The 12,497-nt window shown below is 64.3% G+C and carries 13 protein-coding genes; 6 read left to right on the plus strand and 7 right to left on the minus strand.

Annotated elements, in window-relative coordinates; translation table 11 throughout:
• Positions 1 to 68 precede the first annotated feature (68 nt).
• From H1D44_RS11795 to H1D44_RS11810, 4 genes are all read left to right on the plus strand, one after another.
• A complete protein-coding gene (locus H1D44_RS11795) occupies positions 69 to 383 on the plus strand; it encodes a hypothetical protein (RefSeq protein ID WP_181515051.1) in 315 nt (104 codons plus the stop codon).
• Positions 384 to 450: 67 nt separating this feature from the next.
• On the plus strand, positions 451 to 1,563 hold the full coding sequence (locus H1D44_RS11800; RefSeq protein ID WP_181515052.1) for a YncE family protein: 1,113 nt from the start codon (positions 451 to 453) through the stop codon (positions 1,561 to 1,563).
• A gap of 14 nt (positions 1,564 to 1,577) precedes the next feature.
• A complete protein-coding gene (locus H1D44_RS11805; RefSeq protein WP_181515053.1) occupies positions 1,578 to 1,730 on the plus strand; it encodes a hypothetical protein in 153 nt (50 codons plus the stop codon).
• On the plus strand, positions 1,727 to 2,170 hold the full coding sequence (locus tag H1D44_RS11810) for a DUF411 domain-containing protein (protein ID WP_181515054.1): 444 nt from the start codon (positions 1,727 to 1,729) through the stop codon (positions 2,168 to 2,170). The genes H1D44_RS11805 and H1D44_RS11810 overlap by 4 nt, the downstream gene beginning before the upstream one ends.
• 69 nt (positions 2,171 to 2,239) lie before the next feature.
• Here H1D44_RS11810 and H1D44_RS11815 read toward each other — a convergent pair whose 3' ends face one another.
• Together H1D44_RS11815 and H1D44_RS11820 are read right to left on the minus strand one after the other, a co-directional pair.
• On the minus strand, positions 2,240 to 2,680 hold the full coding sequence (locus tag H1D44_RS11815) for a YtoQ family protein (protein WP_181515055.1): 441 nt from the start codon (positions 2,678 to 2,680) through the stop codon (positions 2,240 to 2,242).
• Positions 2,681 to 2,953: 273 nt separating this feature from the next.
• Complete coding sequence (locus H1D44_RS11820) at positions 2,954 to 3,793, minus strand: MOSC domain-containing protein (protein WP_181515056.1); 840 nt, start codon at positions 3,791 to 3,793, stop codon at positions 2,954 to 2,956.
• A gap of 113 nt (positions 3,794 to 3,906) precedes the next feature.
• Between H1D44_RS11820 and H1D44_RS11825 the strand changes: the two genes are divergently transcribed.
• Together H1D44_RS11825 and H1D44_RS11830 are read left to right on the plus strand one after the other, a co-directional pair.
• Positions 3,907 to 4,290 carry a Rieske (2Fe-2S) protein gene (locus tag H1D44_RS11825; RefSeq protein ID WP_181515057.1) on the plus strand — a complete coding sequence of 128 codons (384 nt, stop codon included), beginning with the start codon at positions 3,907 to 3,909 and terminating at the stop codon, positions 4,288 to 4,290.
• 109 nt (positions 4,291 to 4,399) lie between these two features.
• Positions 4,400 to 5,281 (plus strand): DMT family transporter, encoded by an 882-nt coding sequence (locus H1D44_RS11830; protein ID WP_181515058.1) that lies wholly within the window; start codon positions 4,400 to 4,402, stop codon positions 5,279 to 5,281.
• 78 nt (positions 5,282 to 5,359) lie between these two features.
• Here the strand turns inward: H1D44_RS11830 and H1D44_RS11835 are convergent, their stop codons facing one another.
• The 5 genes from H1D44_RS11835 to H1D44_RS11855 form a co-directional block, all read right to left on the minus strand.
• On the minus strand, positions 5,360 to 6,133 hold the full coding sequence (locus tag H1D44_RS11835; RefSeq protein ID WP_181515059.1) for an enoyl-CoA hydratase-related protein: 774 nt from the start codon (positions 6,131 to 6,133) through the stop codon (positions 5,360 to 5,362).
• 305 nt (positions 6,134 to 6,438) lie between these two features.
• Positions 6,439 to 7,287 (minus strand): 3-hydroxybutyryl-CoA dehydrogenase, encoded by an 849-nt coding sequence (locus H1D44_RS11840; RefSeq protein ID WP_181515060.1) that lies wholly within the window; start codon positions 7,285 to 7,287, stop codon positions 6,439 to 6,441.
• A gap of 13 nt (positions 7,288 to 7,300) precedes the next feature.
• Positions 7,301 to 8,932, minus strand: a complete 1,632-nt coding sequence (locus H1D44_RS11845) for an acyl-CoA synthetase (protein ID WP_181515061.1) — start codon at positions 8,930 to 8,932, stop codon at positions 7,301 to 7,303.
• An 80-nt stretch (positions 8,933 to 9,012) separates the two neighbouring features.
• Positions 9,013 to 10,803 (minus strand): acyl-CoA dehydrogenase, encoded by a 1,791-nt coding sequence (locus H1D44_RS11850; RefSeq protein ID WP_181515062.1) that lies wholly within the window; start codon positions 10,801 to 10,803, stop codon positions 9,013 to 9,015.
• 159 nt (positions 10,804 to 10,962) lie between these two features.
• The gene (locus H1D44_RS11855; RefSeq protein ID WP_181515063.1) at positions 10,963 to 12,372 is read right to left on the minus strand and encodes an MFS transporter; all 1,410 of its coding nucleotides are present in this window, start codon (positions 12,370 to 12,372) and stop codon (positions 10,963 to 10,965) included.
• Positions 12,373 to 12,497: the final 125 nt, after the last annotated feature.

A 12,497-nucleotide genomic window follows, 5' to 3' on the forward strand; every position in this document is an offset into this window, starting at 1 on the left:
TTGCGCCAGGTCAATGCAGCGCGACCCTGGCCACTATAGGATTGAGGATAAGCAACCGAGGCACCACCATGACCCGACTCGCCCTTTCCAACCTGCAACATCGACGCACGCTGCGCCTTCTGGCGCTGTTGCTCGCGTTGCTGGTGGCAATGGGCAGCCTCACCAGTCATGCCGCCATGGAAGCCGACCCGACCGAGTGTGTCGCCGTGGCTCAGATCCAGCACGAAGCCAGCAGCGCCGAGGAGCATCACTGCGGTACTTGCACTGCCGTTACCCCCCGGCTGCAGCTGGCCCTCTCCGGCCCAGACGAGCAGTCAGCCACGCCCGGTGTGGCATTCCTGCCCTACTCGCCCCTGCCTCCGCAGCGCCCTCCCAGAACCTGATCCTGCACGGCGGTCCTGCCGCCCAACGAACCCAAGCCCTACCCGATTTCGCAGATCAGGAGTTCTGATGATAACCCTTATCCAGAAAGGCGCGCCTGTCCGCCGTCCCGTCACCGAAGCCGTTTCACACCGCGTTGCGACGACACCACTACGTCCCGCCCTGGGCTGGCTGCTTGCCGCCAGCCTGGCGCTGGGCAGCAGTGCTACCCTGGCCGGCCAGATGCCGCAAGGCCAGGTGGTCACCGCCGACGAAAGCGGCGCCTCGCTCACCCATATCCACCTTGCCGAGGGCACCTCGACCACCCACGCCATCGCCATTGCACCGCATAACGTCCAGGTCAGCGCCGACGGCCGCTACCTGCTCGCGGTCGGCGAGCCGGCCGGTCATGCTCACGGCGATGATGGGCATGGTCATGGCCACGGCGACGAGCCCGGCAAACTGAAGGTATTCGATGCTGGCCATTTCGATGGCACGCCGCTCGCCGTTATCCCGGTGGGCAGCCACCCAGCCCATGTGGTGAGTGACCCCGCCGGCCAGTTCGCCTTCGTGACCAATGCCGGCGACGCCAGCGTTTCAGTCGTCGACCTGGAATCTCGTGAAGTGGTCGCCACGGTTGGGACAGGCGACTATCCCCACGGCCTGCGCCTGAGCCCCGATGGCAGCGAACTCTACGTGGCCAACGTGGCGGACGGCAGCGTTTCGGTCATCGATACGAAGACTCACGAAGAAGTGGCCCGCATCGCGGTAGGAGAAGCCCCTGTCCAGGTCGGCTTTACGGCTGACGGCAAACAGGTCTACGTCAGCCTGCGTGACGAGAATCGCATTGCCGTCATCGACACTGCCTCACGCGAGGTCGCAGCCACAGTGGAGGTCAACCGGCTGCCGATTCAGGTCTACGGAACCCCTGACAGCAAGCTGATGCTGGTGGCCAACGAAGGCACGAGTGACGACCCCGACAACCGTGTCTCGGTCATCGACACCAGCACACGGCAGGTTGTCGCCACCTATGAGGTAGGCGCAGGGGCTCACGGGATCAGTATCGACGACAGCGGCCGCTTCGCCTTCGTCACCAGCCTGTTCGACGACAGCCTGTCGGTTATCGACCTGCAAGCTGGGGAGATCGTTGCGACCCACGCAACCGGCCACGGCCCCAACGGCGTGACCTGGCTGGCCAACTGAGAAGGAGAGCCACCATGATGACTCACTGCCTCGCCCTGATGGGCAACATGAGCTGGTTGGGTTGGCTGATGCCACTGACCGTTCTTGCCCTGCTGGGCCTCGGTATCGCGGCCCTGCTCAAGTATCTCTTCACCTCTTCCAAGCCAATGACCGGAGCACAATCATGAACCGTCGCACTTCATCCCTGCTGTTTTCCGCCAGCCTGCTGCTGGGCGCCGCCGGCACCGCCCACGCGGCTCTACCCACCGAAGCCACCCTGTACATGAACCCCGAGTGCGGCTGCTGTCACGAATACGCTCGGCAACTCGAAGAGAAAGGCGTCTCGGTCACCATCATCGACGACGTGGAGGTCGGCAAGATCAAGCAGCAGGTCGGCCTGCCCTACGGCCTGGGCTCTTGCCACACCACCCTGATGGGCGACTATGCCATCGAGGGGCACGTGCCTTTCGAGGCCGTGGAGCGGCTGTTCCAGGAGCGCCCCGAGGTCGGCGGCATCGGCCTTGCCGGCATGCCCATCGGCACTCCTGGGATGCCGGGCCCGAAGCGCGGTGACTGGGATGTCTACCAGTTCACCGACCAGGAGCCGATGCCGTTCATGACGCTGTAATGGCGGCGAGGCCACGCGCCGGTACCTCAGGCGCGTGGCCAACTGCTTCGAGTCGGAAGGCCCGCGCCTTCAGGCCTCGGTCACGTAACGCAGGATCTCCACCACCTGCTCGGTGCTGGTCGCCCAGGCCATGGCGGCGGCATCGACCTCCTTGAGCGGGTGGACGATCTCCTCGCCATGAAGGGTCACGTACGGCTTTCCCAGGGCCGCGCAGTAGCCCGCATCGAAGGCCGCGTTCCACTGCTTGTACTTGTCGCCGAAGCGCACCACCACCAGGTCGCTCTGCTCGATCAGCGTCTTGGTGCGAATGGCATTCACCTTGGCCGACTTGTGATCGCGCCAGAAGGCATCGCTTTCACGTCCCAGGTGGTCCCCTGCGGCATCGCTGGCGTCATGATCGGTCACGGGTGCCGTGAAGACGATATCCAGGCCTGCCGCTTTCGCGCCTCGCTCGATCTCGTCGCGCCAGTCGGTATGGATCTCGCCGGATAGGTAAACATAGAAGCTCATCAAGGCTCTCCTGTCATCGTGGGCCGCCCATCATAGACAGGTTGAGGTATGTATACAAAAGCCTGACCGGGCGCTTCTCCTCAGAGCCTTACACTTGCTGTAGGCAATCGCTTACACAAAGGAACGAGAAAGGATGACATTCGTATTGCGGCACAAGAGCTACCTTATGAGGACTCACGCCGGTTCTTGCACAGCAGTCGTGAGTCCCTTGCTTATGCCCGCTCTTTTGAGCGGGCTTCTTTTTCTTCACCCGCAAGGCGCTTGAGATAACCTTTAGCTCGCATCGAGTTCATCTCCTACCGCGAGAACACACTCTTCCCCGCCCAGCAGCGTGGCGTTCTGGCCAAAGTACGCGCCTGGGCGCAATGGCTGGGTCTTCATTTCCACCAGTGTTCGCAGCGGTTCACCCGGCACGTCGATGCAGCCGCTGGCCTGGTCGATCGTGGTGATCTTGCAGCGCTGACAAGGCTTGCGTAGACCGAACCGGTAGGCCCCGTTGCGTGCCGTCAGCTCGTGCCAGCCATCCTCGGCAAAGGCTTGGCTTCCCTCGACCACGATATTGGGCCGGAACCGGTTCATCGGCAAAGGCACTAGCCCCTTATCCTCCAGACGTTGGTTGAGAGCGTCGAGCGAGGACTGGGAGGCGATGAGGAACGGATAACCGTCGGCGAAGGCGGTATGGGCCTCCTCACCTTGCAGGTAGCGTGGCTCGACCGGGCGAAGATGCTGGTCGTCGAAGCGCACCAGACGCAGGTTACTGCCACGCAGATCGCCGAGGACGCGTGTCAGCCAGGCGGCGGCCTCCTCTCCTTCGTCCAGGGCCTGACAGGTATCGTCCCAGACATAGGCGATCAGCCTTGGCTGGTCGCGCCGCGCCAGCTCGATGGCCAATGGCTCTGCCTCGGGATGTTCGAGCACCAGCCAGTCATTGGCTAGACGCACCGAGACTCGCGCCATGCCCGGCAGCTGCCGCTGGGTAACGAAGCGGCCGACCTGATCCACCACCATCCAGTTGCGATCTAAAGCCAAGCCTCTCGTTCCCAGGGTCGCCTTCTCCAGGTGGATGCCAGCCAGCGACTTGACCGGATAGACATTGAGCTGCGCGATCTTCATTGTGTTGCTCCCAAGGGTGATGAATGACTCGATTCCTGAGGCTCAGCTGCAGACTGACAAGCGGATGGGTATTGGTGAGAATACCGACCTACCAACCGCCAAGGAGAAAGAGCATGACACAGGCATGGCAACAATATCGCAGCGCTCCTGCACTCGGCACGCGCCTCGTTCGACTCGATGAGCTCGCCGTTGGCACTACCCATAGCCTGACGCTGCAGGGCGAGAAGGGAAGTTTTCCCGTGCTCATCGTACGCCTGGAGGATGCCCTGCTGGGCTATGTCAACGCCTGCCCCCACCAATACCTCCCGCTCGACCAGCGTGGCCCGCGGATTCTCAGTCAGGACGGCGAGTCGCTTCGCTGTACCAATCACGACGCCCTCTTCTCCTCCCGCACCGGCGAGGGCACCGGCGGTCTTGGCCTGGGGTGTGAACTCGACCCGGTGCCGGTTGGCGTCGATCCCGAAGGCTGGGTCGTCATTGGTGAGCCTGCCGGGTAGGCAAGACGTTGATACGTCACATCACGAATATTGATGGATAGAAGGCTATCTATCTTCCAGCCGTTTCGTTTACGCTCCTCGTTCACCCTCTGACGCCAAGGACCGTCGCATGACCCCGGCCGATTCCCTGCGCCTGATACTCCTCTCCTCGCTGTGGGGCATGTCGTTCATCTTCATGCGGGTAGCCGTGCCAGAATTCGGCCCGGTGCCCTTGATACTGGTACGCATGGGAATTGGCGCGTTGCTGCTGATCCCGCTGCTGCTCAGTCTGCGCTACCTCAAGCTGGTGTGGGAGTACAAGGGCAGCCTGCTGCTGCTGGGACTGGTCAACCACGTACTACCCTTCGTGCTGCTGGCCATTGCCACCATCCGACTGGAAGCGGGCTTCACCTCTTTGATCAACGCGACTACGCCCATCTTCACCGCCTTGATCGGAGCGTTGTTCTTTACCACGCCAGTGCAACGCCAGCAGTATCTTGGCCTGGCCCTGGCCTTTATCGGCGTCTATGTGCTCTCTGCCAACCGCCTGGATTTCGCCCTCGGCGGTGACGGCTGGTTCATCCTTGCGGTTCTCGGCGCCACTCTCTGCTACGGCGTGGCCAGCAATTACTCCAAGACCTACCTGGCACACCTGCCGGTCCGGGTACTGGCGGCAGGCAGTACCGCCATGTCGGCGCTGCTTCTGCTGATTCCGGGACTCTGGCTGTGGCCCGCCGAGCCGATCAGCGGCCTGGCCTGGGCCAATGGCCTGGGCCTGGCCATCTTCAGTACCACGCTGGCCTTCCTGCTTTACTTCGGACTGATCTCGAGTGCCGGTGCCACTGCCACCTCGACGGTCACCTTCCTGGTGCCGGTCAGCGCCCTGCTATGGGGCTTTCTGCTGCTGGACGAGCGGCTCAGCCTGCAGATCATGGTCGGCATGGCCATTACCTTGGTGGGTACGGCCGTGGCCACCGGCATGATCCGGCTGCGTCGGCGCGCCGTCGTCTGAGGACACCGCTGACCAGATAGCGAAAACCGGCAGTGCGTATCAACGCGCTGCCGGTTTCGTATCGAGATGGCGGGCGAATCAGAAGTTGGGTTTGCGCTTCTCGACGAAGGCCGTCATGCCCTCCTTCTGCTCCTCACCCGCAAAGCAAACGGCAAACAGGGCGGTTTCCAGCGCCAGGGCACTGTCGAGGTCCTGATCCATGCCGTCATGTACGGCCTGCTTGGAGGCGCGCACCGCCTGGGGGCCGTTGCCGGCCAGCTGCTTGGTCAGCTCCTCGGCGTAGGCCTCGAGCTCGGCTTGCGGCATGACCCGGTTGACCAGGCCGATGCGCAGGGCCTCCTGGGCATCGATCTTGCGCCCAGTGGTGACCAGGTCGATCGCCATCGCCGGTCCGACGCGACGCGGCAGGCGCTGGGTGCCTCCGAAGCCGGGAATCACACCCAGCAGCACCTCGGGCTGGCCGAAGATGGCGTTGTCGCTGGCTACCGCCCAGTCGCAGGCCAGCGCCAGTTCGCAGCCGCCGCCAAGACAAAACCCGTTGACCAAGGCGACCACCGGCACCGGCAGGGTTTCCAGTCGCTTGATGGTACGCAGGGCCTGGCTGGCGAAGGCACGCGCCTCTTCCGGCGTCTTGTCGCGCATCTCGGTGATGTCGGCACCGGCAACGAAGGACTTCTCACCCGCCCCGGTGATCAGCACCGCGCGCAGATCGCTGCGCTGCTCGAGCTCGGTGAGCACCGCTTCAAGCTCGCTGAGCACGGCACTGTTGAGCGCATTCAGCGCCTTGGGACGGTTGATGGTCAGGCGCACGACGCCGGCGTTGTCGACCACCTCGATCAGCTTCTCGCTCATTTGGGGCTCCTTGCTTGTAGTCAGGACGATACCGACCAACCCTAGCGAACGCTTGGTTGGTCGGCAATCCCCTGTTAGATGAAGTCGAGTGAATTAGCGCAAAGGAAGCGCTCGATTCACGTCACGAGCGATGAGAGGCTGGTTGCCGCCGGACCGCAGCTCCCGGAGTGTAGCCTGCTACATGAGGAGAGCGACGGTCCGACGCTTCGGGACCGCCGGCAATCAGGATGGCTAGGTTCGTTCCCGACGAACCAACGCACTTCCCACATCCCTGTGGGTCGTCGAGCGCAGTAGTGAATCGTCGCTTACTGGTATATGTGGAAGCCGCGTCCTGATTTCCGCCCCAGATAACCGGCTGCCACCATACGCCTGAGCAGCGGACAGGGGCGATACTTGGGATCGCCGAAGCCCTCCTGCAGCACCTCCATTATCGCCAGGCAGACATCCAGGCCGATCAGGTCGGCCAGGGCCAGCGGCCCCATGGGATGGGCGGCACCGAGCTGCATCGACTGGTCGATGTCCTCGGCGCTGGCCGCCCCCTCCTGCAGCAGGAAAGCGGCCTCGTTGATCATCGGGATCAGCAGGCGATTGACGGCAAACCCGGGCGAGTCGGCAATCGCCACCGGCGTCTTGCCCAGCTGCCGGGTCAGTTCCTCGATGCGTGCCGCGGTGGCATCGCTAGTCTGCTCGGCGCGGATCACCTCCACCAGCTTGAGTACCGGCACCGGGTTGAAGAAGTGCATGCCGACCACCCGCTCGGGACGCTCGCACACCGCGGCGAGCCGGGTCAGCGACAGCGACGAGGTGTTGGATGCCAGGATGGCATCGTGGCTCAGGCGGCTGAGATCACGGAAGAGCTTCTCCTTCAGCGCCGGCTGCTCAGGAGCCGCCTCGATGATCACCTCACAGCCACGCAGCGCCTCGAGCGAGGTGGTCAGCGCCAGTCGTCCCATGGCCTCGTTCTTCTCGGCCTCGGCGAGCTTCTCCTTGGCCACCAGCTTGCCCAGGCCCTTGTCGATGGCGGCCTGGGCGCGGCCGAGCTGATCGTCGGCTACGTCGTAAAGCTGCACGGGAAAACCGCTGGTGATCAGGACCTGGGCGATACCCTGGCCCATGGTGCCGGCGCCGACCACACCGATGGATTGCTGACTCATGTTTTTCTCCCCTTCACTGCTTGCGCGCTTCTTCGCGCAGGACGAATTTCTGGATCTTGCCGGTGGATGTCTTGGGCAGCTCGGTGAAGATCACCGTCTTCGGCACCTTGAAGCGTGCCAGATGCTGGCGGCAGTGCTCGATGATGTCGGCTTCGCTGACCTCGCCATAGCCCACCTTGAGCTTGACGAAGGCACAGGGCGTCTCGCCCCACTTCTCGTCGGGCTTGGCCACCACCGCGGCCTCTTCCACGGCGGGATGGGAGTAGATGGCGTCCTCCACCTCGATGGTGGAGATGTTCTCACCGCCGGAGATGATGATGTCCTTGGAGCGATCCTTGATCTCGATGTAGCCGTCCGGGTGCCACACGGCGAGGTCGCCGGTGTGGTACCAACCCCCTTCCAGCGCCTGCTCGGTGGCAGCCTCGTTCTTGAGATAGCCCTTCATCACGTTGTTGCCGCGCATGAGGATCTCACCAATGGTCTGGCCATCCTTGGGCACCGGCTCCAGGGTGTTGGGATCGGCCACACAGAGTGCCTCGAGCATGTGATAGCGCACGCCCTGGCGCGCCTTGATCCTGGCCCGCTGCTCCAGCGACAGCTCGTCCCACGCCTCGCGCCAGGCGCACACGGTCACCGGGCCGTAGACCTCGGTGAGGCCGTAGACATGGGTCACCTCGATGCCCAGCTTCTCGACCCCGGCGATCACCGAGGCGGGCGGCGCAGCGCCGGCGGTGGTGACCTTCACCGGATGGTCGAACTCGCGCTGGTGCTCGGCGGGAAGGTTGACCAGGCCGTTGAGCACGATGGGCGCACCGCTGAAGTGGGTGACCTTCTCGTCGGCGATCAGGTCGGTGATCTTCTTCGGGTCGACCCGGCGCAGGCAGACGCTGACGCCGGCGTTTGCGGCGATGGTCCAGGGGAAGCACCAGCCGTTGCAGTGGAACATCGGCAGGGTCCAGAGATAGACGGGATGGTGCGGCATGGCCCACTCGAGGATGTTACTCACCGCATTCAGGTAAGCACCGCGATGGTGGTAGACCACGCCCTTGGGCTTGCCGGTGGTGCCGGAGGTGTAGTTGAGCGAGATCGCCTGCCACTCGTCCTCGGGCAGGCGGTAGGCGTACTCCGGATCGCCCTCCGCCAGCAGCGCTTCGTATTCGACCTCACCAATATGACGTGCTTCGCCTTCGAACAGGACATCGTCGACGTCGATCACCAGCGGCTTGATCGCCAGCCGCGACACCGCCTCCTCGATCACCCCGGCGAACTCCGGATCCACCAGCACCGCCTGGGCCTCGCCGTGCTCGAGCATGTAGGCGATGGCGTCGGCGTCGAGGCGAATGTTGAGCGTATTGAGCACACAGCCGGCCAGCGGCACGCCGAAGTGCGCCTCGAACATGGCCGGCACGTTGGGCAGCATGGCGGCCACCGTCTCGCCGGGCTTGATGCCACGCTGCTCCAGCGCCGAGGCAAGCCGGCGACAGCGGGTCCAGGTCTCGCTCCAGCTGCGGCGGATATCGCCATGCACCACGGCCGGATAGTCGGGGTAAATGGAGGCGCTACGCTCGATGAAGGTCAGCGGCGACAGTGGCACGTGGTTGGCCTGTGTCTTGGGCAGGCCCTGTTCGAAGATGCTGTTGTTCATGGTGGCTCCGAGTGGATATCGTTCTTATAGATGCTGTCCAGGACACCGGCCGCCGAGGTGACGGCCGGTGGGGTAACGGCTCAGGAGGGGGTGACTCGATAGTCGGCCAGACTCTTCATGCCCGCCTCGATCACGCTGCGGTTGGCACGGCCGACGGGCAGCCAGTGGCGCAGGGCAAAGTCGGCGGCCGCCTGCTTGGCCTGGTAGAAGGGCTCGCTATTGCCGCTGGCCTGCGCGGCACTGGCCCGGAGTGCGGCGCGCCCCATCTGCCAGGCGCACAGCACGTGGCCGGCCAGGCTGAGGAAGGGGGTGGCGTAGGCCTGGATGGCGTCCGCCCCCTGCTCGGGGTCGCGTCCCGCCTCGAGCACGAGCTGCATGGCAGCCTCGAGATCGGCCGCGCCGGCGGCCAGGCTTTCGCCCATTGCGGCGTGTTCACCGTTCTCGCTCAGCTCGCTCGCCGTAGCCTCGACCTCCTCGATCAAGCCAGCCAGCGCCGCACCGCCATCACGCTGAAGCTTGCGCCCGGCGAGGTCGAGGGCCTGGATGCCATTGGTGCCTTCATAGATCGGCGCGATGCGAGCGTCCCGCAGCAGCTGAGCGGCCCCGGTCTCCTCGATGAAGCCCATGCCGCCATGCACCTGCACACCCAGGGAGGCGATGTCCACGGCCTGGTCGGTTGAAAACGCTTTCACTACGGGGATCAGCACATCGGCACGGGCCTGGGCCACCTCGCGCTCACCGGCAGCACCGTGCCGGGCCACGTCGAGCTGGGCGGCACAATAGAGCGCCAGGGCACGCAGCGCGTCGGTACGCGCCCGCATGGAGAGCAGCATGCGGCGCACGTCGAGGTGGTCGCTGATGGTGCAGTCGTCACGCCCGGAGCGCGGACTGCGTCCCTGGGTTCGGTCCAGGGCGTAGGCGAAGGCGTGCTGGCAGGCCCGCTCGGCCACGCCGATACCCTGGATGCCGACCTTGTGCCGCGCCTCGTTCATCATGGTGAACATGTGGTTGAGGCCGCGCCCCTCCTCACCCACCAGGTAGCCGATGGCGCCGTCGTTCTCACCGAAGCTCAGGGTGCAGGTGGGCGAGCCGTGGATGCCCAGCTTGTGCTCGATGGAGGCGCAGGTGACGTCGTTGCGCTCCCCCAGCGAGCCATCGGCATTGACCAGATATTTGGGTACCAGGAACAGTGAGATGCCCTTGTTGCCCTCGGGTGCGTCGGGCTTGCGCGCCAGCACCAGGTGAATGATGTTCTCGCTGGCATCGTGCTCGCCCCAGGTGATGAAGATCTTCTGGCCGAAGAGGCGGTAGCTGCCGTCCTCCTGGGGCACGGCGCGGGTGCGCACTTTGGAAAGGTCGGAGCCGGCCTGAGGCTCGGTGAGGTTCATGGTGCCGGTCCAGCTGCCCTCGACCAGCTTGGGCAGGTAAGTCTCCTTGAGTGCATCGCTACCATGATGGGCCAGCGCCTCGATGGCACCGGCGGTGAGCATCGGGCACAGCCCCAGCGCCATATTGGCGCCATGCAGCATCTCCTGCACGCTGCTGGCCACCACCTCGGGCAGCCCCTGGCCGCCCAGCGCCTCGGAGACGCCGATACCGTTCCAGCCGCCTTCGACATAGGCCTGATAGGCCTCGGCAAAGCCATTCGGCAGGGTCACACCACCATCTTCCCGGCGCATGCAGCCCTGGCGGTCGCCGCTGGCATTGAGCGGCGCCCACACTTCGCCGGCCAGCTTGGCCGCCTCCTCCAGCACCGCCTCGACCAGGTCTGGAGTCGCCTCCTCGAAGCCGGGCAGATCGAGCGAACGGTGCTCGAGAAGTTCCTCGAGCACAAAGCGAAGGTCTCGTACGGGCGCAGCGAAAGGAAACATGGGTCCACCTCAGGAAAATGATAGGGAAGATAGTAGATATACTACTTTTCGTTGGCCATTATCACTAGGTCGCAGCCTGGTGGCCAGCGCCCCGCGCTTGAGTACGCAATAAAAACGCCCGATGCGAGGGCATCGGGCGTCATGGGAGTAACAGCAGCTTCAGCGTCGAGAATCGCCGTCGAGCGCTTCCTTTTCCTGCTCGCCGTACACCACGTCATCGTCATCATGATAGAAGACGATGTGAGGCTCGTCCGGGGGCGGTGGCCCGACCACGGGTTCCGCCACCTCAACCTCCGGCACTGCACTGGAAAGATCCTCCACGTGCTCGTGCTCGATGGCCCCCTGCACCAGCTCCTCGGTCACGGTCAGCTCGGCGCCCGCTGGAGACATCGGGGTGTTGGGCGAGAACGGAGCGACCGGCAGCGGTGCCGGACGCACGCTGCGTCGCCAGGTGAAGAAGGCCACCAGGAACAGGCCGAGGAAGCCGAAGGCCCAGAACAGCCCGGCGTCGCCCACCCAGGCCATGGCCGGCGAGATCAAGGGCGGGCTCACCGTCGAGCCGATGGCATTGATCAGCAGCAGCCCCTGACTCATGCGTACCAGCGCCCCCGCCGGCGCCCGGTCAGCGGCATGGCTCACTGCCACCGGATAGAGGGCAAACACTCCGCCGCCGAGCAGGAACAGCAGCGCCGCCAGCACCCAGGTGGTCAGCGGCAGCAGCAGCATGCCGGCCGAAATCAGCACGCAGAAAGCGCCGATCAGGATCAGCACGATCTGGCGATCATGGCGATCGGACCAGCGCCCGATGGGATATTGCAGCAGCATCGCACCCAGGATCACCACGGCCATCATCTGGCCTACCTGAGCCACGCTGAGCCCCACACGCTGCAGATAGAGCGGCAGCAGCGTATAGACGGCAGCCACCGCCAGGCCCGAGCCGAAGCTGCCCATGACCCCGGTGGGGGTCAGCGTGATGAGTCGCATAGGCGAGAGCGGCTCGGCGTTCTCGATCAGCGGCGACACTCGCGGGATCATGGCCATGGGCAATACCGAGAGCGAAGCCAGCATGCCGATGACCATGAACGGCGCAGTCTCGCCCATGGCATCGGTGACCCCAAGCAGCAGCTGGCCAATCACACCGGCGGCATACAGCGAGATCATGTAGAGCGCCAGCAGCCTGCCGCGGACCTTCTGGTCGCCCGAGGTAAGCAGCCAGCTCTCGATGACCAGGAACACCCCCACGGTGGCCCAACCGCCAACCAGGCGCAGTGCAAACCAGGCCCAGGGATCGAAAATCAGCGCCTGCAGCAGCACCGTGACCGCCACCAGCGAGGCGAAGCTGCCGTAGGCGCGAATGTGGCCGATGCGCAGCAGCAACCGATCGTTAAACATGGCGCCCAGCGCCAAGCCGATGAAATAGGCCGAGGAGACCCAGCCGATCACCACCGGCGATTCGCCAGCCGCATCCAAGCGCAGGGTAATCAGCGTGGCCAGAAAGCCGTTGCCGATTCCCAGAATGAACAGCCCCAACAAGGGAGCCAGGGCCATGGCCAGCAATTGCCGCGACATAGGCGCGCCTCTCCGACTGCAGAAAAGGTAAAGGGAAGAAGATGGCAGAGAATGCCGTGAAACGCTGCCCAACGCACTGGCATGGCAAATCAGCACGATCAACGCGGGTGCGGGGCGCGCGAATC

It is taken from the genome of Billgrantia kenyensis, from assembly GCF_013697085.1.
GTDB lineage: Bacteria > Pseudomonadota > Gammaproteobacteria > Pseudomonadales > Halomonadaceae > Halomonas > Halomonas kenyensis.